A 21,373-nucleotide genomic window follows, 5' to 3' on the forward strand; every position below is an offset into this window, starting at 1 on the left:
GGCAAAGCGGGCGTTGGGTCCGGGCGCTGCGTCCGGTAGAGCCGGGGAATGACACATAGAGGCCCGATGAGCGCAGACATCGCCCGGCGGAAGGCCGACCACATCGACGCCGTCCTGTCCGGCGACGTCGGCTTCAAGGGGCTGACCACGGGCCTCGAGGCAATCCGGTTCGAGCACTGCGCCCTGCCCGAGCTCGCCCTTGGTGACGTCGACCTCTCCGCGACGCTGTTCGGCCGACCGATGCGCCTTCCCTTCTTGATCTCGTCCATGACGGGCGGACCGGCGCGCGCGGCGGGCATCAACGAGGCGTTGGGCGAAGCGGCGGAAGCTTTGGGGCTGGCCCTCGCCGTGGGCAGTCAGCGGATCGCGCTCGAGGAGCGAGGCTCTGCGGGGCTCGGCGCGGACCTGCGCCGCCGCTGCCCTTCGATCCCCCTCGTCGGCAACATCGGCGCAGCGCAACTGCTTGGCCGGGACGCGGTCGATGCGGCCCGCCAGGCCCTCGACATGATCGAGGCCGACGGTCTCTTCGTGCACCTGAACCCCCTGCAGGAGGCCGTGCAACGAGGCGGCGACACCGATTGGCGCGGCGTCCTCGCCGCGATCGAGGCGATCGCGCGCGCAGGAGTGCCGGTCGCGGTGAAGGAGGTCGGGTTCGGCCTCTCAGCCGCCGTCGTCCGGCGACTGACCGAGGCGGGCGTCGTCGTGATCGACGTGGCGGGCGCGGGCGGCACGAACTGGGCGCGCGTCGAGGGCGCGCGGGACACGGACGGCACGGCCGTGGCCGAGGCGTTCGCCGGGTGGGGCGTGCCGACGGCCCGCGCCGTTCGGGAAGCGCGCGCCGTCGCACCCGAAGCGGTGATCATCGCTTCGGGCGGCCTCAGAGACGGGGTTGACGCGGCCAAGGCGATCCGCCTGGGCGCGGACCTCGCCGGGTTCGCGGGCGCGGTGCTCAACGCCGCGACGACCAGCGCCGAGGCCGTCGCCGCCCGCTTCGAGGCTCTGGCGACGCAACTGCGCGTCGCCTGCTTCTGCACCGGCAGCGCCGACCTCGCCCAGCTGCGAGAAGCGCCGCTTCAGGCTTCCTGAGCCTTCCGCGCCCGGCGGGCGCCGACGAGACCCGCAAGGCCGGTCGCCATCAGAAGCGCCGGGGCGGGAAGCGGCACGGGCGCACCGCCGAGATCGCCCATGAAGAGCGGGCCGTCCACTTCGACCGTTTGGAAGAGCGACCCGACCACGACCGATCCCTCGATCCGCCCGCCCGTGAACCGCGCGGCGGCGTCGGGCGCGAGGAGGGAAGCCGAGAAGGCCGCGCCGATGTCGATCGTCTCCGCCTCGTAGAAGTTGAAGATCACGTCGGCGAACGGACCGTTGAAGTTGAACCCGCCGCCAAGGTCGATGTCGGTGCCCGACACGTTGACGACCGTCGTGGTCCCGCCCGTGGCGAAGCTGAGGTTGGAGACGCCCGAGAAGAAGCTCGCATCGAGGTCGAAGACCGCGATCCCGTCGGCGCCGGCCGCGGAGGTGAGCACCGCGTTCTGGCCGCCCGTGATGGAGCCGCCGGTATCGACGAGCCGGGCGAGGTCGGTGGAAAGGCCGTGCATGGCCGTGGCCACGCCGCTGACGTTCACCGGGGCGTTCGTGATCGTACCCCCGTCATTGTTGTAGAGTCGCCCGTTCGCGTTCCCGCCGATCACGATGTCGCCTTCGAACACCCGGACGCCGCCATACTGGGCACCCAAGAGGTCACCGCCGACGACGAGGCTCGCGCCGAACTCGGCACCATTGGGCAGCCGGTCCGGATTGACCCCGTAGACACCGTCCGACGTCAAATCGCCGCCGACGAAGACGGTCCCTTCGGTCTCGGACGAGACCGTGGCGTCACCGAGGACGATCAGGTTGTACTGGGCGAGGAGGTCGGCCGCGACGGGTGCGGCGTGCGCGGTGGTCGAGAGCAGGCTCGCCGCGAGGGCGGCGGCGAGGATACGCTTGGTCATGATCGAACTGGCTCCGAGAGAACGTGGAGCGTCCTCTGCAGGAGCGATGCCAAAGGTGAACGAAAGTTTAAGCGAACCGGCGCGATCTTCGCGTCCGCGTCGACGTCAGAAGTCGATGGCCATCTCGGCGTAGGCTCCGCGCTTGCCGATCCCGCCGTTCAGGTCGAGGTCCTGCCCCGCGACCGTCACCACCCTGCTGACCGCGCCTAGCTTGCGGGACGAAGGCCCGAAGGCGGCATCGCCTAAGAAGCGGGTTTCGGTACCGCGAGACTGTTCGGGCCCGACTTCGGAACCTTGGACGAGGGTCGGCGCGCCGCGATCGAGCCAGGCGAAGCTCCCGGCGGCATCGACCTCCGCGCTCAGCGCTTGGGGAAGGTGCACGGCACCGTCCTGGTGCGCGTCCTGCGCCGCAGCGTTCAAGCCGGCGACGAGGCTCGCAGCGGCTGCGAGGACGGAGATCGTGCGTCTTGCAGTCAACCAGGCACTCCGGGGGCTGCGCTCCCGGAGAAGTCTGCACGAAGGATGCCAAAAGTGAAGGGGGCGTTAACCGCTCAAGCGATCACGTTCGCCGTGTCCGGCCTTCAGAGATCGCGAAGCCTGCGCACCTCGGCGATAGTCTCGCGGACTTTGCCCTGCAAGCTCTTGAGCATCCGGATGCGCTCCGCGTCGTCGCGCTGCTCGCCGATCAGGTGCTCCGCCGCCTGGCAGATATGCCCGACTTCCCAGGCGCCCACGCCACGGCTCGCGCCCTTCAGCGCGTGCGCCGCGTCGCGCCAGGCGGTGTCCTCGGCCTGCGGATCCAGCATGCGGGTCCACATCTCGGCCTGCTCTTCGAAGATTGCGAGTATCTCGTCGCGAAGCGAACGGTCACCGGCCACGTAGCGATTGAGGTGGTCGAGATCGATCAGTTGCTGCGCCACGGAACTTGCTCCTTCGGACCTCTTGCCCAAGTGCCGCTGTAACAGGCCTGGCTTAACACGGCCTTGCTCTTCCCTCTCGTCTTGTCGGGCGAAGCACGAAACCTTACGGCTTTCGGGCGTGGAGGAAGCTGCGATGACGACCTTGTTCCTAGGGGCTGCGGACGACGAGCCGGTCACCCTCGACCTCCGCATGGCGAACCGCCACGGCCTGATCGCGGGGGCGACGGGGACCGGAAAGACCGTGACGCTGCAGATCCTCGCCGAAGGGTTCTGCCGCGAAGGGGTTCCGGTCTTCGTCGCCGACGTGAAGGGCGACCTGTCGGGCATCGCGGCACCGGGCGCTGACAAGGACTTCCTGCATGCCCGGGCGGAGACGATCGGCCTCGTCCCTTACGAGGCGGAGGATTTCCCCGTCGCCTTCTGGGACCTCCACGGCGAGAAGGGGCACCCCGTCCGAGCCACCGTGACCGAGATGGGCCCCCTCCTCCTCTCGCGGATGCTGGAGCTCAACGACACGCAGGAGGGCGTTCTCTCCCTCGCCTTTCGCGTCGCCGACGAGGAAGGGCTGCCGCTTCTCGACCTGAAGGACCTGCGTGCCCTTCTCGTCAGCGTGGCCGAGCGCCGCGCCGAGTTGAGCCAGCTTTACGGCAACGTTTCTCCTGCGTCCGTCGCCGCGATCCAGCGGCGCCTCCTGCAACTCGAGGATCAGGGTGCGGACCGCTTCTTCGGCGAGCCGAAGCTCGACCTCGACGACCTCTTGCGGACCGAGGAAGGCCGCGGCGTCATCAACGTCCTCGCCGCCGACCGTTTGATGCAGACGCCGCGCCTCTACGCCGTCTTCCTCCTCTGGCTGCTCTCCGAGCTGTTCGAGGAGCTGCCCGAGATCGGCGATCCCGAAAAGCCCGTCCTCGTCTTCTTCTTCGACGAGGCGCACCTGCTCTTCGACGACGCGCCGAGGGCGCTCCTGTCGAAGATCGAGCAGGTCGTACGCCTCATCCGGTCGAAGGGCGTCGGCATCTACTTCGCGACCCAGAACCCGATGGACGTGCCGGACTCCGTATCGAGCCAGCTCGGCAACCGCGTTCAGCACGCCCTGCGCGCCTACACCCCGCGCGAGCGGAAGGTCGTCGAGACCGCGGCGGAGACCTTCCGCCCGAACCCCGGCTTCGAGGCGGAGGACGTCATCACCGAGCTCGGCACCGGCGAGGCCCTTGTCTCGACGCTTCAGAAGAAGGGCGTTCCGGGCATCGTCCAACGAACCTTGATCCGCCCGCCAAGCTCTCGCCTGGGTCCGCTCACCGCGGCCGAACGGGGGCGGGTTCTCCGCGAGGACGGCCTCGGCGACCGCTACGACGAGGCGGTGGACCGCGAATCCGCCTTCGAGATGCTGAAGGCGCGAGCCGAGAAGGCGGCCGAACGCGTGGAGAAGGAGGAAGCGCGCAAGGGGCGGACCAAGGCCAAACCGCGCAGCCGCAGCCGCAGCCGCAGCCGCAGCCGGCAGACCACCACGGAGAAGGTCATCGCTCAGGCGGCTCGGACCGCGACGAGCACGCTTATGCGTGAACTCGTGCGAGGCATCTTCGGCACGGTGCGCCGGCGCTGACGGGGCCGATCGTGGCGGGAATAAGGTATTCTCGCGACGCCGAGTATTCTCCCGAGGGTATTTACTCTTGCGAAGCCATCACCGGTTGAAAACTCCCGCAGCGAGGCTGGGGCCGCTGTGGAGTGCTTATGTTCAAGAAGCTACGCCCCTTCGAGGAGTCAGAGCGGGGTTCGGTGACCGTGCTCTTCGGGCTCAGCCTTCCGGCACTGCTCGGCTTCTGCGCCCTCGGTACGGAGGTCGCTTACTGGCAGTACAATGAGCGCACCTTGCAGAACGCGGCGGACGCCGCCGCCTACTCCGCCGCGGCGCAGATGGCGCAGGGCCGAGATGAGGACGAGATCAGGGCGGCTGCCGAGAGCGCCGCTGTCGAGAGCGGCTTCGACCCGGCCGCGAGCGATACGCCTTACATCTCAACGCCCCCCGCCGCCGGCGCCTTCGCCGGGGACGACAGCGCGGTCGAGGTGGAGATCGTCACCCACCTGCCCCGGATGTTCACGCAGGTCTTCTTCCACGAGGAAACGATCACGCTAAGAGCGCGCTCCGTCGCCCGGACCGCAGGTCAACGGCCTGCATGTGTCCTCGCGCTCGACCCCTCGGCCTCCTCGGCGATGACCTTCCAGGGTTCGTCCGATGTCGTCGTCGCAGGCTGCGACCTCGCGGCCAACTCCATCTCCTCGAACGCGATGGACTTCAGCGGCGCGACCAACGTGGTCGCCGACTGCGCCTCCGCCGTCGGCGGCATTACGGGCGAGCACAACTCCCTGACCCTTACGGACTGCGCCCGGGCTTACGAAGGCGCGCGCCTGACGCCAGATCCCTTCCGCAAGCGGATCATGCCGCAGCCGAACGGGTGCGACAGCGCGCTCGAGAGCGGCTTCAAGGGCAGCGGCACGCTTTCGCCGGGCACCGTCTGCGGCGACGTGACGATCCACGGCGACCTGACGCTCGAGCCCGGCACCTACATCTTCAACGGCGCCGACGTGCGGGTGAACGCCGGCACCCGTCTGCGCGGCGAGGGCGTCACCCTCGTCTTCCTGAACGGGGCGGAGATCGACATGAACGGCGGCGCCGACGTCAAGATCACCGCGCCGACCGACCCTGCGGACGAGATGTTCGGCATCGTGATGTTCGGCGACCGCGACGCGTCGGGCGCCGAGCACGTTCTCAACGGCAACAGCGCCACCTCGTTCACGGGCGCGCTCTACTTTCCCGCCAGCCGCGTCGAGTTCGAGGGCACGAACGTCGCCTCGCCCGGGGCGTGCACGCTGCTGATCGCGAACACCGTCAAGTTTACCGGCAACAGCTACTTCGGCTCGGACTGCACCGGCCTCGGACTCGAAGCGCCCGAGACCTCGCAGGTCGTTCTGATCGTGGAGTGATCCGATGCGGAAGCGTTCCTTCGCCGCCAGGTTTTCGTCGTTTGCCCGCCGCCAGGACGGCGTCGCCGCGAGCGAGGCGGCGTTCATCGTCCCGCTGCTCGTGATGGCGCTGATGTCGATCTTCGACCTCGGCTTCGCCAGCACCTCGCGGATGCAACTCGACCATGCCTTAAGGACCGGAACGCAGCTCATCATGATGAACGTCCACGACGAGGACGCGGTGGAGGCGGCGACGCTCGCGACGCTCGAAGAGACGCAAAGCGGCTCGATGCGGAACGACGGGATGTGCGAACCGGACAAGACCTGCCTCACGGTGGTCCAGACCTGCCGCTGCGGTTCGGCGGCGTCGAGCTGCACGACGCTTTGCTCGGCCACGAGCCTGCCGCCGAGCGCGTTCATGACGATCACCGCGCTGCGGCGCTACGAAGGCATCTTTCTGGACGACAGGCCCGTCGGCGCGACCATCACGGTTCAGACCCGATGAGGCGCTCGCTATGGCGACGGGTCCGGACCGCCGAGGACGGCGTGACGAGCATCGAGTTCGCCTTCGTCCTGCCGCCGATCTTCCTACTGATGTTCTGCCTCTTCGACATCGGCTACGCGCACTTCGTCCGGAACAGCTTCGAGACCGCGGTGCGCGACGCGGCCCGGACGGTCTTCATCGAGCCGACGACGACCGAAGCGGAGATCCATGCGCGTCTCGACGCCGCCGTCTCCTCCTTCGGCGAGGCGGTGACGACCGAGATCACGCAGGAAGAGATCGGCACCACGACCTACTGGGTCCTGTCCGCCCAGATGCCCTACCGTTACGTCGTCCCGCCTCTGTCGAGCCTCACCGTAACGCTGCACGGCGAGGGTCGGGCGCCCGTGATCAACTATCAGGTCGACGGTTAGGGTCCGCCTCGGGCATGCCCGCCAGCATCCAGGACAGCGGCACGGCGCGGCGGCGCTCGGTGAACTCTGAGAAGCTCGCGAGGGCCGGGACGTCCGGTACGTGTACGCTCCGCCCCGACCGATCGATTAGGCCTTGCTTCTCGAGCTCGCTCATCATCCGGCTTACCGAGATGTTCGTCAGGCCGACCGCGTCTCCGATGACCGATTGATCGAGCGGCAGGTGGAAGCGCCCCGCCCGAGGCAGGCCGTCCGGGTCCGCCTGGTCGGAGAAGCATTGCAGCAAGAAGTGCCCGACACGCTTCACCGCCTCCATCCGTCCGACGACCCGCAGCCTGTCGATCATCCGGGTATGGTCGTAGATGCCGTAGGTGAGGAAGTAGGCGGCGAGCGCGGGATGCTGCGCGACCACCGTGCTGAAGTCGTCCTTGCCGATCCGCACGATGACCCCGTCCGTCGCGGCGACCGTGTCGCAGACCGCGACCTCCCAGCCGAGGTCCTGAAGGCCCATGACGTCGCCGGGCTGATAGACGGTGTAGACCTGTCGCCCACCGTCGCCGAGCGTCGAGCAGTCGAAGAACCAGCCCTGCTCGACGATCCAGAACTCCACCGCCGGTCCGCCGACCTGCCGCAACTGGTCGCCTTTGCGTACGTTGCTCGTCGGGCCGAGCACGTCCATGAGCGCGCGCTTGGCTTCGTCTGAGATCGTCTCGAAGACGTTCAAGCGCCGCCGCAGGGGCTCGGCGTCGTAGGGCATTCCCTATCTCCTTCCAGGCTCGCGGGTTTTAGATAGAGCAAACAAGGCGGCGGGGCACACGCGCTTTGCACCCGGCGTCACCCGTCCTGCTCTCCGATCACCTTCTGCACGAAGGCGCGGAGCCCCGTCTGCCGGGTGCGCTTCAGACGCTCGGCACCCAGAATGTGGTGCAGCTGACGCTCGGCACGGCTCAAATCGTCGTTGACGATGACGTAGCCGTACTCGGCGTAGTGCGACATCTCCGCGTCCGCCTGCGCCATCCGCTTCCGGACCACTTCCTCGGAGTCCTGCGCACGGCGCCGCAGCCGGTCCTCGAGCGCGGCGCGGGAGGGCGGGAGGATGAACACCGTGACGAGGTCGCCCCGTGCCCGCTCGGCGAGCTGCTGCGCGCCTTGCCAGTCGATGTCGAAGATCACGTCCCGCCCCGCCTCGATCGCGTCGATGACCGGGGCGCGCGGCGTGCCGTAATAGTGGCCGAAGACCTTCGCGCTCTCGAGAAACGCGCCCTCGTCCCGCATGCGCTCGAAGGTCGAGATGCCGACGAAGGAGTAGTCCTTGCCGTCCGTCTCGCCCGGACGCGGCGGCCTGGTCGTGTAGGACACCGAGACTTCGACCTCGTCGTCCGCCTTCAAGAGGCGCCGGGTCAGGGTCGTCTTTCCGGCCCCCGACGGGCTGGAGATGACGAAGAGGATGCCGCGCCGGGCGATCCCGGCATTGGGGGCGGCGGGCGTGTGCGGGGTATCTGTCATTCGACGTTGAGCACCTGTTCGCGAAGCTGGTCGATCACGTGGCGGAGGTCGAGGCCGACGCGCTTGAGTTCGGTGGTCGACGCCTTGGTCGTCAGCGTGGTCGCCTCCCGCGCGAACTCCTGCGCCAGGAACTCGAGCTTGCGGCCGATCGGACCGCCTTCCGAGAGGAGGGCACGCGCCGCCTCGGTGTGCGCGTGCAGGCGGTCCGTCTCCTCGCGCACGTCGGCCTTCACGGCGAGGAGCGCCGCCTCCTGCGCGATCCGGTCCTTCGGCAGCTCGCCTTCGAGCAGCGCCCGGACCTGCTGCTCCAGCCGCTCGCGCAGCGCGGGGATCGCGGCCTCGGACAGCCGCGCTGCCTCGCCGGTCAGCCGGTCGATCTCGGTGAGATGATTCTGAAGCGCCTCGGCCAGCACGGCCCCCTCGCGCGCCCTGTCATGCGCGAGCGCGGCTGCCGCCTCGGCGAAGCTCGCGCGGACGGCGGCAAGGTCGTCTTCGGTCGGCGCCTCGGCCTCGGGCCCGGTCCGCAAGCTCCCGCCCATGCCGAGAAGGTTCTCGGGCCGCGTCTTCGCGAGCTTGAGCCCCGCCTCCTTCGCGGTGGCCCGCGCGACCATCGCCGCGGCGACGACCGCGTCCAGCGCGTCCTGATCGACGCGAAGGCTCGATGCGGCCTCGCTTCGCTCGAGCTTCATCGTCGCGGAGACGTTCCCGCGGCTCAACGAGACCTGCGCTTTGCGAAGCGCGGGCTCCGCCGCTTCGAAGCCCGGCGGCAGTCGCAGCTTCAGGTCGAAGCCCTTCCCGTTCACGGCGCGCAGCGTCCAGCGCCAGGCGAAGGCGCCCGACGCGCCCTCCCCCTCGGCGAAACCCGTCATCGACCGTACGCTCATTGCCGCCGCTCCCGCTCGATCCGCCGCCACTTGGCGACGTTCCGGTTGTGCTCCGCCAAGGTGGACGAGAAGACGTGCCCGCCCGTGCCGTCCGCGACGAAGTAGAGGTCGTCCGTTTCCGCCGGGTTGAGGACGGCTGCAAGGCTCGCATGGCCCGGGTTCGCGATCGGCGTCGGCGGCAGGCCGCGGATCACGTAGGTGTTGTAAGGCGTCTCGCCGCGCAGTTCGGACAGGCGGATGCCGCGACCCAAGGGCTCGCCGCCCGTCAGGCCGTAGATGATCGTCGGATCGGACTGCAGCCGCATGCCCTTGTTGAGCCTGTTGACGAACACGGCGGCGACGCGGGGCCGCTCGGCCGCGAGGGCAGTCTCCTTCTCGACGATCGAGGCCAGCACGACGGCCTCCTCGGGCGTGTCGATGGGCAAGCCTTCGGCCCGGCCCGGCCAGAGTTCGGCAAGCGCCGCGTCGTGGGCTTCCATCATCCGCCGCACCACCGCGTCGCGAGGCTCGCCGCGCTCATAGGCGTAGGTCTCGGGCAGGAGCGCGCCCTCGGCGGGCGCGAGCGTGACCTCGCCTTCCAGCACCGGCGCCGCCTCGACGATCCGCAGGACCTGCGCCGTCGTCCTGCCCTCGGGCACGGTGACGAAGCGCAAGAGCGGCTTCGCGTCTCGCAGGGTCCGAACAATCTGGTCGAGGCTCGCGCCTTGCGGAATCTCGAACTCGCCGGCCCGTAGGGAGGGCGCCAGCGCTCGGTAGCGGGCGAGGAAGCGGAAGAGTTCGGCGCCGTAAGCCTCGGGCAGGCCGCAGGCATCGACGGCGAGGCGCACGGCGAGGCCGGAGACGGTCATCCCCCGCTCGACCCAGAAGACCTCGGGCGCGTTCGGGCAAGGCCGCTGGACCAGGGCCTTCGCGCGGTAGGCCAGGAAACCGGCCGCCGCCGCGCCGAGGAGCCCGAGGACGAGAAGCGTCAGGAGGAGCGTCTTGAGGATGCCCCCGCGCTGGCGCGCCGAGGGCCCCCGCGCTACCGCGCTCAGCTTCAGACCCTCCGCATCACGATGGACGCGTTCGTCCCGCCGAAGCCGAAGGAGTTGGAGAGGACGGCGTCGAGCTTCCTCTCCACCGGCGCCTTGGGGGCGAGGTTGATGGGCGTCTCGACGGACGGATCGTCGAGGTTCAAGGTCGCTGGACAGACCCCGTCCCGCATCGCGAGGAGAGAGTAGATCGCCTCGATCGCGCCCGCGGCGCCGAGCAGGTGCCCGACGGACGACTTGGTCGACGACATGACGAGGCCGTCCGCGTCGCTGCCGAAGAGGCGCTCCACGGCGCGAAGCTCCGCCTCGTCACCGAGCGGCGTCGAGGTGCCGTGGGCGTTGACGTAGCCGATCTCCGCGGTCGAGAGGCCTGCTCGGCTGAGCGCCGCCTTCATGGCGCGGTAGCCGCCGTCACCGTCCGCGGCGGGAGCCGTGATGTGGTGCGCGTCGCCCGACAGGCCGTAGCCGACGATCTCGCCATAGATCTTGGCACCGCGAGCCTTGGCACGCTCGTACTCCTCGAGGACGACGATCCCCGATCCCTCGCCCATGACGAAGCCGTCCCGGCCCTTGTCGTAGGGCCGCGACGCCGCCTCCGGCGTGTCGTTGTAGCCGGTCGAGAGCGCCTTGCAGGCGACGAAGCCCGCATAGCCGATTCGGCAGATCGACGCCTCGGCGCCGCCTGCCACCATCGCGTCCGCATCACCGTAGGCGATCAGGCGCGCGGCGTCGCCGATGGCGTGAACGCCGCTGGCGCAGGCGGTGACGACGGCATGATTCGGCCCCTTCAGGCCGTGCTTGATCGACACCTGGCCGGAGACGAGGTTGATCAGGCAGGAGGGAATGAAGAAGGGCGAGACCCTGCGCGGGCCCTTGTCCCGCAGCGTCAGCGCCGTCTGCGCGATCCCGTCGAGCCCGCCGATGCCGGAGCCGATCAGGACGCCCGTGCGCTCTTGCTCTTCTTGCGTACCGAGCGGCAGGCCCGAATCGGCGAGCGCCATGTCGGCCGCGGCCATGCCGAAGACGATGAAGGGCTCCATCCGCCGCTGCTCCTTGGGATCGACCCAAGCGTCGGCGTCGAAGGCGTCCTCGTTCGCGCCCTCTTCGCTCTTCAACGGCACCTGCCCCCCGATTCGGCAGGCAAGGTCGGAGGCGTCGAAGTGGGTGACCGGTCCGATACCGCTCTCGCCGCTCAGAAGGCGCCGCCAGGGGCCCTCGACGGGCGCTTCGCGCGTGCCCGCGCCCAGGGGAGTGACGAGGCCGAGGCCGGTGACGACGACGCGCTTGAGCATGGGCTCTCCGTGGGGCGGCTAGACGTGAGGGATGCGGGATAACAAAAACCCGCCGTCCAGGGAACGGCGGGCTGGCACCGAGACCGGTGCGGAAGTCTGGAAGGGCCTCGCCTTCGGGCGAAGCTTACTTCTTGCGTTCTTCGATGAACTTGATCGCGTCGCCGACGGTTTGGATCGTCTCGGCCGCGTCGTCGGGGATCTCGATGTCGAACTCTTCTTCGAAGGCCATGACGAGCTCGACGATGTCGAGGCTGTCCGCGCCCAGGTCGTCGATGAAGCTGGCCTTCGGTTCGACCTTGGAGGCGTCCACGTCGAGGTGCTCGACGGTGATCTTCTGAACGCGCTCTGCGATATCGGACATGGTGGCTCCTGGTCGTGTTGTGCGCCGTCCTGCGACGGGGTTGTCAGCGGCGCTTAAGGGATAAGGGGGGGGCGTGCAAGCGAGGCGGGCGGGCCGGAAGCCCACTCAGACCATCGCCATGCCGCCGTTCACGTGGATCGTCGATCCGGTCACGTAGGCTGCCTCGTCCGAGGCGAGGAACACCGCAGCGGCAGCGATCTCGCCGGGCGTGCCCATCCGCCCCGCGGGGATCGTATCGTCGATCTTCGCCTTCTGGTCGTCGGTCAGCACGTCCGTCATCGGCGTGGCGATGAAGCCCGGCGCGATCAGGTTAGCGGTGATCCCCCGGCTCGCGACTTCGGCCGCCAGCGACTTGATCATGCCGGTCAGACCCGCCTTGGACGCGGCGTAGTTCGTCTGGCCGGGATTGCCGGTCGTGCCGACCACAGAGCTGACGGCGATGATCCGGCCGTGGCGCGCCTTCATCATGCCGCGAAGGCAGGCCTTGGACATGCGCCAGGTCGCGCGCAGGTTCACGTCGATGACGGCGTCGAAGTCCTCGGGCTTCATCCGCATCATCAGGTTGTCGCGCGTGACGCCCGCATTCGCGACCAGCACGTCGAGCCCGCCCATCGCTTCGGCCGCCTGGCCCGGCAGACCTTCGGCCGCGTCCATGTCGGACAGGTTCGCCGGGACCACGAAGACCCGCTCCCCGAGCTCCGAGGCCAGTCCTTCGAGCTTCTCGGCCCGCGTGCCGGACAGCGCCACCGTCGCGCCCTGCGCGTGAAGCGCCCTTGCGACCGCGCCGCCTATGCCGCCCGTCGCACCCGTGACCAGGGCCTTGCGCCCGCTCAGATCGAACATCTCTTCTCCTTACCCGAACAGCTCGGCGAGGAACCGCGCGAAGCCGTCCCATGCCCTCTTCGACGCCTGCGCGTCGTAGACCGTGCCGAAGTCCGGGTCGTTGGCCTTCTCGTTGGTGAAGGCATGCATCACGCCCCCATAAAGGTGTAGCTGCCAGTCGGCTTTGCGCGCCGTCATCTCGTCGGCGAAGGCCTTCTGGTCCTCGGGCTTCGCCATCGGATCGTCATAGCCCTGGAAGGCGATGACCTTCGCCTCGATGTCGCCCGCCTGCGGCTTGTCCTGCTGGCCGAGGATGGCGTGGAACGCGGCGGCGCCCGCAACGCCGAGGTTGCCCCGGGCGCAGTCGAGCGCGCAGAGCCCGCCGAAGCAGAAGCCCGTCACCGCGGCGCGCGAGGCGTCCGCCTCGTCTTGCGCCTTCATCGTCTCCAGGCTGGCGGAGAGCCGCTTCGCGAGCAGGCCCGTCCGGTCCGAGACCAGCGGCTCCATCAGCTTCTGGTTCTCCTCGGTGGAGGAGCCCCGCCTGCCCTTGCCGTACACGTCGGCGGCGAAGGCGAGGTAGCCCATGCCCGCGATCTTCTCGGCGGACTTGTCTTCGTTCTCGGCCCTGCCCGCCCAGGCGTGGCAGATCATGACGCAGGGAAACGGCCCCTGTCCGTCCGGCACGGCGAGCAGACCCTGATAGGTCTCGCCGTCCACTTCATACTCGACTGTCCGTGTCGTGACCATGATGGCTTCCTCAGTGTGAGAGTGCGTCGCGGAACGCTTCGATGTCGGACGGTTCGCCGAAGCTGACCGTCTTCGCACCCTTCTCGATCCGCTTGATGAGGCCGGAGAGCACCTTGCCCGTGCCGACTTCGACGAACAGCCCGGTGCCGTCCGCGATCATCGCCTGGATCGTCTCGGTCCAGCGAACGCGGCCCGTCACCTGGCGGATCAGGGTCGCGCTGATCTCGTCGTCGGGCACGGGGGCGGCGGTCACGTTGGCGAAGACCGGCACCCGCGGGTCGCGGATGTCGACCGCCGACAGCGCTTCGGCCATCGCCTCGGCCGCGGGTTGCATCAGGCTGGAGTGGAAGGGCGCCGAGACCGGCAGCGGCAGCGCGCGCTTCGCGCCCATCGCCTTCGCCTTCTCGCAGGCTGCAGCGACGGCGTCCGTCCGTCCCGAGATCACCACCTGGCCCGGCGCGTTGTCGTTCGCGACCTCGGCCTCCGTGCCGGACACGGCCTCCTCGACCTGTTCCAGCGTCAACCCCAAGATCGCGGCCATGCCGCCCTCGCCCGCTGGCACCGCCGCCTGCATCGCCTCGCCCCGCACACGCAGAAGGCGGGCCGTCTCGCTCAAGGTAAAGGTCCCGACGATGCAGTACGCCGCGTACTCGCCGAGGCTGTGCCCCGCCGCGCTTTGCAGCAGACCGACCGAGAAGCCCTCGCTCTCGAGCGCGCGGTAGGCCGCGACCGCATGCGCCATCAGCGCGGGCTGCGCGTTGGCGGTCAGGGTCAACTCGTCTGCGGGCCCCTCGAACATGAGCTTCGAGAGGTTCTGTCCCAACGCCTCGTCGACCTCGTCGAAGACGGCACGCGCCGCGGGATAGGCGTCGGCCAACGCCTTGCCCATGCCGGGGGTCTGGCTGCCCTGGCCGGGGCAGACGAGGCTGACGGGGTGGCCCGAAGGGGTCATGGAGGCTCCGCGCGTGACTGTTCGCGCCGGTTAGCGCTCAGCCTCGCGGCGGGGCAAGGGTGGTGGCCAGCGCGGCCCGCCCCGTCCGGCGGAGGCGGCTCCCGCGCCCCCGCCGGTCCCGCGCAGCGTGCGATCACGCGCGGCGGGAGGTGCCCCCCGAAGGCCAAGTCCCATGCTTCGGGCACGCCGGCTGTTGCAAGGTTCCTGATGAACAGGATCACCGTCGAGCCACCCGCAGGCACGTGACCCCCCGCCTTCGAGGAGCACTACGGGGTGGTGCAAGGTCGGGGCCGGAAAGCGGCAAGGCCTGGGCAGATGTGGACAACCGCGCCGTGTGTGACCGAAGCGACACGGCGCCGTGAGCCTATCGCAGCCGCACCGCCGTGCCGTTGCACGACACCATCAGCATCGCGCCCTTCTCGGTGGTGATCGCCTCGTAATCGACGTCGACACCGACCACCGCGTCGGCGCCCAGGCGCTGCGCCTCGTCCATCATGTCGGCGGTCGCGTGCTCCCGCGCCTCGCGCAGAGCCTTCTGGTAACCCCCTGACCTGCCGCCGATAATATCTCTTATCCCCGCGAACATGTCGCGAAAGACGTTGACGCCCAGGATCGCCTCGCCGGCGACGAGGCCCAAAGGTTCGAGCGCCTCGCGGCCGGGAACGCTCTCGGTAGTGGTGACGATCATGGCAGGCTCCTAAGCTGACGTGCTGCTCGGAGCTGGGAAGCCGCCGCCACCCCCGCAAAGCGAATCAGCAGTCGGCAACGCTTCCTTCGGCCGAATCGGCAATCATTCTCCCCATGTTCTCCACCGGGTTGTTCACAAGCATGCAGGAGGTGCGGGTCGCGGCCACGCTCGCCGCGATCCTGATCGCCTGCGCGCTGATCTTGCTTCGGCGCACGGCGCGCACCGAAGAGGAACAGCTGACGCTGGAACAGCGCCACGCCCTCAACGTCGAGCGCTCCCGCGCGATCGCCAGGCGTTTCCGCAAGGACGTCGCGATGACGATGGACCACTTGCGCGCCGTCACGCCGCACGAGTTCGAGGAGGTCGTCCTCACCGCCCTCGCCCACCGGGGGCACCGCATCCGTCGCTCGAACCGCTACACCGGCGACGGCGGCGCGGACGGCCAGGCGTGGATTAGGGGACGCCGCTACCTCATCCAGTCGAAACGCTACCGCCGCGCCATCCGCCCAGAGCACATCGAGGACTTCGCCCGGCTCTGTAAGCGGGAACGGGCGCGGGGCTTGTTCGTCCACACCGGCAATATGGGCCCTATGAGCCTGGAGGCGGACCGGCGCGCGCGGCGCGTCGTCGTGCTGCACGGCGAGGCGCTGGAGCGGCTGGTGGCGGGGAGAAGGGTGAGGCTCAAAGGCGTCCGGCTTTAGGCCGCCGCGCCGCTCAGGCGCTTTGAACGGCGGCGAGCGGGGCGCTCATCTCGACGGTCAGCCCCTCCTCGCCAAAGCGCCGCTCGACGCTGCCCGAGCCGGAAAGCCCCATCGCGATGATGCGCGAGCCGAAGCCGCGCCGAACCGGTTCGACCGCAGGGGGTCCGCCGCGTTCCTTCCAGACGAAGTCCAACACCTCGGCGCCACCCTCCTCCCGCACCTGCCAGGAGATGATCACGTATCCGCTCGTCATGCCCAAGGAGCCGTACTTGACCGCGTTGGTCGCGAGTTCGTGGACGAGCAGCGACAACGACATCGTGGCGCGCGGTCCGATCGCGAGTTCGGGTCCGGACATGCGCACATCGGCGCCTTCGAAGGATGCGATCACCGCCTCGACGACTTCGCGTACGCCGCCGGCCGACCAGTTTTGCGTCAGGAGTATGTCGTGCGCGGACGAGAGCGCCCGGAGCCTGCTGCCGAAGTCGTCGACAGCGCCGCTCTCGGCTTTGCCGCCGAAGGTCTGCATCGCGATCGCCTGCACCATGCCGAGCGTGTTCTTTACGCGGTGCGAGAGTTCCTGGTTCAAGACCGCCTGCTGTTCCTCGACCCGCAAACGTTCCATCGCGAGCCAGCCGCGGTGACCGACATCCCGCACGAAGAGGATCTCGTCCTCGTTCCACCGCCGGGGGCGAGGGCTGCCGACGCGAAGGACGCCCGCGAGCGTTCCGCGCTCCAGGAAGGGGACGCCGACGAAGGCGCGGCCGACGGAAACCTCGAACGCTGCGGCTTCCGGCTGCGTCCGCTCGTCGTCGAAGCAGTCGCAAACCACCACGGTCCGCCCGCCGCGAAGGTCCTCGACGAACCGGCGAAGCGGAGCGGGGACCGATTGCGCGTCTAACGTGGCAGGGCGGAGGTCGACGGCGACCGGTTCGACCGTCGCGCCCTCGGCGTCATGGCGGATCTGGTCGGCATCGAGCGCTTCGCTCAACGCCGTACTCACCGCCGCTATGATCCCTTCAGTGGTCGTCTCGTTCGTCAACCTGTCGATCAACGCGAGGAGGGCCGCCTTGCGCTTCTCTTGCCAGACCCGTTCGGTGACTTCCGTGAAGATGGCGGTGAAGCGGTCCCCCCCGGCGGACTGAACGACCCCGTCATACCAACGGCCCAGCGAGCCGACCGGGCGGGTGAAGCGGACGGGCGCTTCCTGCTCGGTCACTTCGGCGAAACCGCCTATCCATACGTCTTCGATTCCAGGGAAGACTTCGCGTATCGTCCGACCGATGGCGGCGCCTCGTTTGACGCCGACCAGGTCGTACCAAGAATCGTTGACCTCTTCGTATCGCCAATCGACGGCCTTGCCGGTCTCGTCGCGGATGAACTCGCCCAGAATGAAGCCCTGCTCTAAAGTCTCGAAGATGGTGCGCCACTTCGCCTCGCTCCGCCGTAGCTCGTCGCTCGCCGCATCGCGCTGTCGCTGGGCGAGCACCCGGCCGGTGGTCTCGAGCGTTACGTTGAGTAGCCCAGCGATGTCGCCCTGGTCGTCCCGAACCGGCGAGTACGAGAAGCTCCACCACGTCTCTTCCGGATAACCGTTGCGGGTCATCAGGAGGGGCATGTCGCGGAAGCTCGACGTCTCGCCTCGGAAGGTGGCATCGACGAGCGGCTCGATTTCCGGCCAAACCTCCGGCCACGCCTCCTTGAAGGTGGCACCGAACGCCCAGGGGTGACGCGCACCCATGATCGGGACGTACGCATCGTTGTAGAGGAAGGTCTTCTCTGGCCCCCAAGCGAGGCACATGGCGTGCCCGGAAGCGAGCATCATGTCTACCGCCGTAAGAAGGCTCTGGGGCCATTCGGCGACGGGTCCGAGGGCAGTCCCACTCCAGTCGAAGGTGCGGAACAACGCGGTCATTTCCGTCTCGTCGGCGGGACCGATTCTTTCTGCCATCCCGTCCCCTACCACGACGCCCCGCGCCGACCAGCCTGGCGGTCCGAAGAGGCTCTGTCTGTTCTAGGCGATGATCTTGCTCACGGAAACACGACAAGCACCGGTCGGCCGGTCGAGGGCGACGACGACGCAACGATCGATCGACCATCATACGCCGCCAGATCACGCAAGGCCGCGCGGCGTAGCCCCCGCAGCCACGTATCACGAGCCAAGTCGCCGATCTCCGCCGCCGCCGCCGCCGCACGCGGTCGAGGGACGAGGACGCTCTCAGCCCGCAGCTACAGCATCGCGCTTTGCTTTCTGAATGGAGCGAGCCGCGCCTGGGCCCTCCGGACTTCCCTCCGGACTTTCCCATGACCGGCACGAGCGGCCGCTTCGGCCTTGCGCGGTTTCCCACGCTGCCGGCCTTCGCGTCGCTGGACGCTTCGCACGGGGCAAGCTAGGGCCTGAAGATGGACTCGAACGACGTCGAACTCGACTACGCCTACATGACTCAGGACGCGCTGCGCGGCGTCGTGCGGCAGGTTCTGTCGGTCACCCAAGAACTGGGCATGCCGCCCGGCGAGCATCACTTCTACATCGAGTTCGCGACGAAGGCGCCCGGCGTCTCGATCTCCAAGGCCCTCATGGCGCAGTACCCCGAGCGTATGACCATCGTTCTGCAGCACCAGTTCGAGGGTCTGGACGTCGACGCCGAGGGCTTCGCCGTGACGCTGCACTTCGGCGGGCGGCCCGATCGGCTGATCGTTCCCTTCGCCGCCGTCACGCAGTTCGCCGACCCTTCGGCCAGCTTCGCGCTCCAGTTCCACCCCCCTGCCCTCGTCGAGGAGAAGCCGGGCAAGGCTCCGACCCTTCGCGCGGTCGAGCGGGACGCCGCGGACGAGCCCGGCGACGATGAGGGGCCGGACGAGACGCCGCCCCGTGGCGGCGGCGGCGGTGGCGGCGCCGACGTCGTCAGCCTCGACCGCTTCCGTAAGAAGTAGGCTTCAAGACCGAGGTTCGGCTCGCCGCGCGCGGGCCGCGCTCCGCCGTCAGTCGGACCAGCGCCTGTAGTTGCGCTCTCCGCGCTCGGTCGCCTTCGCCCAAGGCGTTCCGGGCACGCGCGCCTGATGGGCGGCGAAGGCGACCTCATCCTCGAACGCTTCGCGTACGAAGAAGACGCCCTCCTCGCGTTCCTCCACCTCGAAGGCGAGGCAGCCGGGCTCGGCGCGGCTCAGACGGATGTGTTCAGGCAGCGCGGCACGCGCCGCCTCGATGTCGTTGGGGGCGACGGTCAGCGTTCCTTCGAGGCGGACCGTCACGAGGCGTCCCCGCGCAGAAGGTTCGGCAGGTCCTTGTGGCGACTCGCGCAGGCGAGCGCCCCGGCCGCCGTCAACCGGTCGCACAGCCCCCTGTCGGCATGGCCGCCGCCGGTGAAGCCTACGGCCATCGCCCCTGCGGCAACGGCGGCGCGCACGCCTTGCGCGCTGTCCTCGATCACCACGCAGTCATGGGGCGGGACACCGAGCGCGCGGGCGGCATGAAGGTAGAGGTCGGGCGCGGGCTTCGCGTTCTCCACGTCGTCGACGGAGAAGACGTACTCGCCGAAGAGCGGCGCGAGCCCCGTCCATTCGAGCTTCTTACGGAGCGTGGTGCGGCCGCTGTTCGACGCGACCGCGATCGGCAGTCCGAGCGCCTTCGCCGTCTCCACCGCGTCCTCGACGGCTTCGAGTTCGCGTTCGAGCCGGGCGACCTTTCGCGCCGTCATCGTATCGAAGGCAGCCCTGCCGAGCGCCTGCCCCGTCGCCGCCCGAACCGCCTCGTCCATCGCCGGGAAGAGGTCGACGTCCGCAAGGCCGACGAAGCGCGCGAGGTAGTCCTCGCGCTCGATCGCGAGGCCGGCGGCGGCGAGATGTTCGAGCTCGGTGTCGACGAAGAGGCGCTCCGAATCGACGAGCACCCCGTCGCAGTCGAAGATGACCGCCCGCGCCGTGCGAAGACGGGCAAGGGTCTCCGGGTCCGCAAGATCGCCCCTCGCCACGGCTTAGTCCCGGAAGTTCTTGAACTGGACGGGCTGTTCCAGCCCCATCGCCTTTACATGGGCGATGACTTCCTGAAGGTCGTCCCGCTTCTTGCCGGTGACGCGGAGCTCGTCTCCCTGGATCGCGACCTGGCACTTGGTCTTGGTCGCCTTGATGTCCTTCACGATCTTCTTGGCCAGTTCCTTGTCGAGGCCCTCTTTGACGAGGACGCGCTGGCGCACGCTCTGCCCGGCGGCGGGCTCGACCTTCTGGTAGTCGAGCTGACCGGGCTCGATGCTGCGCTTCTGGAGGTGGCCCTGCAGGATCTCGCGGACCTGTTTGAGCTTCAGGTCGTCGTCCGCCTCGATCTTGATGGCGCCCTCGTCGACGGTCACCTCGGACCGGGAGCCCTTGAAGTCATAACGAGTTCCGATCTCACGCATGACGTTTTGAACGGCGTTGTCGACCTCCGAGCGGTCGACTTCGGAAACGATATCGAAGGATGGCATGAACGGTTCGCCTCGCTGACGCAGCGTCGCGTTAGCGAGCCTTACCGCCCCGGCCAAGGCGAAACGAGGAACGTCTGGCGAACACGGAGCAGTAAGTGCAGCGGCGAGGCAGTTTTCGCCGCATAACCTCTTGCCTCCGGCCCCCCGAAGGCGTTAACCTTATTCACGGAAGCGTGAGGTTGCCGTCTCAAATCGCTACCGGCGTTAATCTTTACGAAAGTAAATCATCGTTACGGTGCGCACACGAAGATGACCGATCCGGGGGAGGCCGCACCGGCCAGGGTCCTCGCGTATCGACCAGCGGAGGGCATAGAGAGTGCGGGTTCTACTGATCGAGGATGACGGCGCGACGGCGCAAAGCATCGAACTGATGCTGAAGTCCGACGGCTTTAACTGCTACACCACCGATCTCGGCGAAGAGGGCGTCGATCTCGGCAAGCTCTATGACTACGACATCATCCTTCTCGACCTGAACCTGCCCGACATGACGGGCTTCGACGTGCTCAAGCAACTGCGCGTCGCGAAGGTCAACACGCCGATCCTGATCCTGACCGGCCTCGGCGACACCGAGAACAAGGTGCGCGGCCTCGGCTTCGGCGCCGACGACTACATGACCAAGCCGTTCCACAAGGACGAGCTCGTCGCCCGCATCCACGCCATCGTCCGCCGCTCCAAGGGTCACAGCCAGTCGGTCATCAACACCGGCATGCTGTCGGTGAACCTCGACGCCAAGACCGTCGACGTCAGCGGGCAGCGCGTCCACCTGACGGGCAAAGAGTACCAGATGCTCGAACTCCTCTCCCTTCGGAAGGGCACGACCCTGACCAAGGAGATGTTCCTGAACCACCTCTATGGCGGGATGGACGAGCCCGAGCTCAAGATCATCGACGTCTTCATATGCAAGCTGCGCAAGAAGCTGGCGGCGGCGACGAATGGCGAGCACTACATCGAGACGGTATGGGGACGCGGCTACGTGCTACGCGACCCGGCGGAAGAAGTGGCTGCCTAAGCAACGCCGCAAATCTGAGTTATCAAAGCCCCGCCCCGGCGGGGCTTTTTCGTTACCAAGCGATTTCTGTTTGAAATCAATGCATCAACGAAATTTTGTTGCTGCCCCAAACTTTCCCTATTCGGATCACAAAATC

General features: G+C 68.2%; 25 protein-coding genes. 8 read left to right on the plus strand and 17 right to left on the minus strand.

Features of this window, described 5'->3' with window-relative positions; genetic code table 11:
* Positions 1-66: 66 nt before the first annotated feature.
* Complete coding sequence (fni, locus tag GGQ59_RS13205; RefSeq protein ID WP_183819383.1) at positions 67-1,086, plus strand: type 2 isopentenyl-diphosphate Delta-isomerase; 1,020 nt, start codon at positions 67-69, stop codon at positions 1,084-1,086.
* Here the strand turns inward: fni and GGQ59_RS13210 are convergent.
* The 3 genes from GGQ59_RS13210 to GGQ59_RS15490 form a co-directional block, all read right to left on the minus strand.
* A complete protein-coding gene (locus tag GGQ59_RS13210) occupies positions 1,074-1,994 on the minus strand; it encodes a choice-of-anchor A family protein (protein ID WP_183819385.1) in 921 nt (306 codons plus the stop codon). The genes fni and GGQ59_RS13210 overlap by 13 nt on opposite strands.
* A 105-nt stretch (positions 1,995-2,099) precedes the next feature.
* Positions 2,100-2,471: a hypothetical protein gene (locus GGQ59_RS13215; protein WP_183819387.1), complete on the minus strand. Its 372-nt coding sequence runs from the start codon at positions 2,469-2,471 to the stop codon at positions 2,100-2,102.
* A 104-nt stretch (positions 2,472-2,575) separates the two neighbouring features.
* Positions 2,576-2,914: an Hpt domain-containing protein gene (locus GGQ59_RS15490; RefSeq protein WP_183819389.1), complete on the minus strand. Its 339-nt coding sequence runs from the start codon at positions 2,912-2,914 to the stop codon at positions 2,576-2,578.
* Positions 2,915-3,047: 133 nt separating this feature from the next.
* Between GGQ59_RS15490 and GGQ59_RS13225 the strand changes: the two genes are divergently transcribed.
* The 4 genes from GGQ59_RS13225 to GGQ59_RS13240 all read left to right on the plus strand — a co-directional run bounded on the left by GGQ59_RS13225 (position 3,048) and on the right by GGQ59_RS13240 (position 6,790).
* Positions 3,048-4,517 (plus strand): helicase HerA-like domain-containing protein, encoded by a 1,470-nt coding sequence (locus GGQ59_RS13225; RefSeq protein WP_183819391.1) that lies wholly within the window; start codon positions 3,048-3,050, stop codon positions 4,515-4,517.
* Between the two features lie 128 nt (positions 4,518-4,645).
* Entirely contained in the window at positions 4,646-5,896 is a 1,251-nt protein-coding gene (locus tag GGQ59_RS13230) for a TadE/TadG family type IV pilus assembly protein (protein ID WP_183819393.1), read from the plus strand.
* A gap of 4 nt (positions 5,897-5,900) precedes the next feature.
* Complete coding sequence (locus GGQ59_RS13235) at positions 5,901-6,380, plus strand: TadE/TadG family type IV pilus assembly protein (RefSeq protein WP_183819395.1); 480 nt, start codon at positions 5,901-5,903, stop codon at positions 6,378-6,380.
* Complete coding sequence (locus GGQ59_RS13240) at positions 6,377-6,790, plus strand: TadE/TadG family type IV pilus assembly protein (protein WP_183819397.1); 414 nt, start codon at positions 6,377-6,379, stop codon at positions 6,788-6,790. Before GGQ59_RS13235 ends, GGQ59_RS13240 begins: the two co-directional genes overlap by 4 nt.
* Here GGQ59_RS13240 and GGQ59_RS13245 read toward each other — a convergent pair.
* From GGQ59_RS13245 to GGQ59_RS13290, 10 genes are all read right to left on the minus strand, one after another.
* Positions 6,768-7,544 (minus strand): Crp/Fnr family transcriptional regulator, encoded by a 777-nt coding sequence (locus tag GGQ59_RS13245; RefSeq protein ID WP_183819399.1) that lies wholly within the window; start codon positions 7,542-7,544, stop codon positions 6,768-6,770. The genes GGQ59_RS13240 and GGQ59_RS13245 overlap by 23 nt on opposite strands.
* 77 nt (positions 7,545-7,621) lie before the next feature.
* Positions 7,622-8,293, minus strand: a complete 672-nt coding sequence (gene gmk / locus GGQ59_RS13250) for a guanylate kinase (protein ID WP_183819401.1) — start codon at positions 8,291-8,293, stop codon at positions 7,622-7,624.
* The gene (locus tag GGQ59_RS13255) at positions 8,290-9,177 is read right to left on the minus strand and encodes a YicC/YloC family endoribonuclease (protein WP_183819403.1); all 888 of its coding nucleotides are present in this window, start codon (positions 9,175-9,177) and stop codon (positions 8,290-8,292) included. The genes gmk and GGQ59_RS13255 overlap by 4 nt, the downstream gene beginning before the upstream one ends.
* Positions 9,174-10,025: an endolytic transglycosylase MltG gene (gene mltG, locus GGQ59_RS13260; protein WP_183819405.1), complete on the minus strand. Its 852-nt coding sequence runs from the start codon at positions 10,023-10,025 to the stop codon at positions 9,174-9,176. Before mltG ends, GGQ59_RS13255 begins: the two co-directional genes overlap by 4 nt.
* A 188-nt stretch (positions 10,026-10,213) precedes the next feature.
* On the minus strand, positions 10,214-11,500 hold the full coding sequence (gene fabF, locus GGQ59_RS13265; protein WP_183819407.1) for a beta-ketoacyl-ACP synthase II: 1,287 nt from the start codon (positions 11,498-11,500) through the stop codon (positions 10,214-10,216).
* Positions 11,501-11,624: 124 nt separating this feature from the next.
* A complete protein-coding gene (locus GGQ59_RS13270; RefSeq protein WP_031553266.1) occupies positions 11,625-11,861 on the minus strand; it encodes an acyl carrier protein in 237 nt (78 codons plus the stop codon).
* A gap of 105 nt (positions 11,862-11,966) precedes the next feature.
* Positions 11,967-12,704, minus strand: coding sequence for a 3-oxoacyl-[acyl-carrier-protein] reductase (gene fabG, locus GGQ59_RS13275; protein WP_183819409.1), 738 nt, complete (start codon positions 12,702-12,704; stop codon positions 11,967-11,969).
* 9 nt (positions 12,705-12,713) lie between these two features.
* Positions 12,714-13,430, minus strand: coding sequence for a dienelactone hydrolase family protein (locus tag GGQ59_RS13280; protein ID WP_221401049.1), 717 nt, complete (start codon positions 13,428-13,430; stop codon positions 12,714-12,716).
* A 10-nt stretch (positions 13,431-13,440) separates the two neighbouring features.
* On the minus strand, positions 13,441-14,382 hold the full coding sequence (gene fabD / locus GGQ59_RS13285) for an ACP S-malonyltransferase (RefSeq protein ID WP_183819412.1): 942 nt from the start codon (positions 14,380-14,382) through the stop codon (positions 13,441-13,443).
* Positions 14,383-14,746: 364 nt separating this feature from the next.
* Complete coding sequence (locus tag GGQ59_RS13290; RefSeq protein ID WP_183819414.1) at positions 14,747-15,070, minus strand: YbjQ family protein; 324 nt, start codon at positions 15,068-15,070, stop codon at positions 14,747-14,749.
* Positions 15,071-15,183: 113 nt separating this feature from the next.
* Here GGQ59_RS13290 and GGQ59_RS13295 point away from each other — a divergent pair, with 113 nt between their 5' ends.
* A complete protein-coding gene (locus GGQ59_RS13295) occupies positions 15,184-15,771 on the plus strand; it encodes a restriction endonuclease (RefSeq protein WP_183819416.1) in 588 nt (195 codons plus the stop codon).
* A gap of 13 nt (positions 15,772-15,784) precedes the next feature.
* Here GGQ59_RS13295 and GGQ59_RS13300 read toward each other — a convergent pair whose 3' ends face one another.
* Positions 15,785-17,719 carry a PAS domain-containing sensor histidine kinase gene (locus GGQ59_RS13300; RefSeq protein WP_183819418.1) on the minus strand — a complete coding sequence of 645 codons (1,935 nt, stop codon included), beginning with the start codon at positions 17,717-17,719 and terminating at the stop codon, positions 15,785-15,787.
* Between the two features lie 452 nt (positions 17,720-18,171).
* Here GGQ59_RS13300 and GGQ59_RS13305 point away from each other — a divergent pair, with 452 nt between their 5' ends.
* Positions 18,172-18,702 (plus strand): SspB family protein, encoded by a 531-nt coding sequence (locus tag GGQ59_RS13305; protein WP_183819420.1) that lies wholly within the window; start codon positions 18,172-18,174, stop codon positions 18,700-18,702.
* Positions 18,703-18,750: 48 nt separating this feature from the next.
* Here the strand turns inward: GGQ59_RS13305 and GGQ59_RS13310 are convergent, their stop codons facing one another.
* The 3 genes from GGQ59_RS13310 to GGQ59_RS13320 are packed head-to-tail and all read right to left on the minus strand — an operon-like array spanning position 18,751 to position 20,228.
* Positions 18,751-19,020 carry an antibiotic biosynthesis monooxygenase gene (locus tag GGQ59_RS13310; RefSeq protein ID WP_183819422.1) on the minus strand — a complete coding sequence of 90 codons (270 nt, stop codon included), beginning with the start codon at positions 19,018-19,020 and terminating at the stop codon, positions 18,751-18,753.
* Positions 19,017-19,739 (minus strand): HAD-IA family hydrolase, encoded by a 723-nt coding sequence (locus tag GGQ59_RS13315; RefSeq protein ID WP_183819424.1) that lies wholly within the window; start codon positions 19,737-19,739, stop codon positions 19,017-19,019. The genes GGQ59_RS13310 and GGQ59_RS13315 overlap by 4 nt, the downstream gene beginning before the upstream one ends.
* A 3-nt stretch (positions 19,740-19,742) precedes the next feature.
* Positions 19,743-20,228 (minus strand): YajQ family cyclic di-GMP-binding protein, encoded by a 486-nt coding sequence (locus GGQ59_RS13320; RefSeq protein ID WP_183819426.1) that lies wholly within the window; start codon positions 20,226-20,228, stop codon positions 19,743-19,745.
* A 316-nt stretch (positions 20,229-20,544) separates the two neighbouring features.
* Between GGQ59_RS13320 and ctrA the strand changes: the two genes are divergently transcribed.
* The gene (ctrA, locus tag GGQ59_RS13325; protein ID WP_183819428.1) at positions 20,545-21,237 is read left to right on the plus strand and encodes a response regulator transcription factor CtrA; all 693 of its coding nucleotides are present in this window, start codon (positions 20,545-20,547) and stop codon (positions 21,235-21,237) included.
* Positions 21,238-21,373 lie beyond the last annotated feature (136 nt).

This window comes from Parvularcula dongshanensis, from assembly GCF_014199615.1.
GTDB classification, from domain to species: domain Bacteria; phylum Pseudomonadota; class Alphaproteobacteria; order Caulobacterales; family Parvularculaceae; genus Parvularcula; species Parvularcula dongshanensis.

Bases quoted from the DNA above. Each gene is read 5' to 3' on its own strand.
- GGQ59_RS13225 (WP_183819391.1), top strand. From the start codon at position 3,048: ATGACGACCTTGTTCCTAGGGGCTGCGGACGACGAGCCGGTCACCCTC.
- GGQ59_RS13255 (WP_183819403.1), bottom strand. From the start codon at position 9,177: ATGAGCGTACGGTCGATGACGGGTTTCGCCGAGGGGGAGGGCGCGTCG.
- mltG (WP_183819405.1), bottom strand. From the start codon at position 10,025: ATGACCGTCTCCGGCCTCGCCGTGCGCCTCGCCGTCGATGCCTGCGGC.
- gmk (WP_183819401.1), bottom strand. From the start codon at position 8,293: ATGACAGATACCCCGCACACGCCCGCCGCCCCCAATGCCGGGATCGCC.
- GGQ59_RS13290 (WP_183819414.1), bottom strand. From the start codon at position 15,070: ATGATCGTCACCACTACCGAGAGCGTTCCCGGCCGCGAGGCGCTCGAA.
- fabG (WP_183819409.1), bottom strand. From the start codon at position 12,704: ATGTTCGATCTGAGCGGGCGCAAGGCCCTGGTCACGGGTGCGACGGGC.
- GGQ59_RS13245 (WP_183819399.1), bottom strand. From the start codon at position 7,544: ATGCCCTACGACGCCGAGCCCCTGCGGCGGCGCTTGAACGTCTTCGAG.
- GGQ59_RS13230 (WP_183819393.1), top strand. From the start codon at position 4,646: ATGTTCAAGAAGCTACGCCCCTTCGAGGAGTCAGAGCGGGGTTCGGTG.
- GGQ59_RS13270 (WP_031553266.1), bottom strand. From the start codon at position 11,861: ATGTCCGATATCGCAGAGCGCGTTCAGAAGATCACCGTCGAGCACCTC.
- GGQ59_RS13210 (WP_183819385.1), bottom strand. From the start codon at position 1,994: ATGACCAAGCGTATCCTCGCCGCCGCCCTCGCGGCGAGCCTGCTCTCG.
- fabD (WP_183819412.1), bottom strand. From the start codon at position 14,382: ATGACCCCTTCGGGCCACCCCGTCAGCCTCGTCTGCCCCGGCCAGGGC.
- GGQ59_RS13295 (WP_183819416.1), top strand. From the start codon at position 15,184: ATGTTCTCCACCGGGTTGTTCACAAGCATGCAGGAGGTGCGGGTCGCG.
- GGQ59_RS13320 (WP_183819426.1), bottom strand. From the start codon at position 20,228: ATGCCATCCTTCGATATCGTTTCCGAAGTCGACCGCTCGGAGGTCGAC.
- GGQ59_RS13235 (WP_183819395.1), top strand. From the start codon at position 5,901: ATGCGGAAGCGTTCCTTCGCCGCCAGGTTTTCGTCGTTTGCCCGCCGC.
- GGQ59_RS13305 (WP_183819420.1), top strand. From the start codon at position 18,172: ATGGACTCGAACGACGTCGAACTCGACTACGCCTACATGACTCAGGAC.
- fabF (WP_183819407.1), bottom strand. From the start codon at position 11,500: ATGCTCAAGCGCGTCGTCGTCACCGGCCTCGGCCTCGTCACTCCCCTG.
- GGQ59_RS13300 (WP_183819418.1), bottom strand. From the start codon at position 17,719: ATGGCAGAAAGAATCGGTCCCGCCGACGAGACGGAAATGACCGCGTTG.
- fni (WP_183819383.1), top strand. From the start codon at position 67: ATGAGCGCAGACATCGCCCGGCGGAAGGCCGACCACATCGACGCCGTC.
- GGQ59_RS13240 (WP_183819397.1), top strand. From the start codon at position 6,377: ATGAGGCGCTCGCTATGGCGACGGGTCCGGACCGCCGAGGACGGCGTG.
- GGQ59_RS13280 (WP_221401049.1), bottom strand. From the start codon at position 13,430: ATGGTCACGACACGGACAGTCGAGTATGAAGTGGACGGCGAGACCTAT.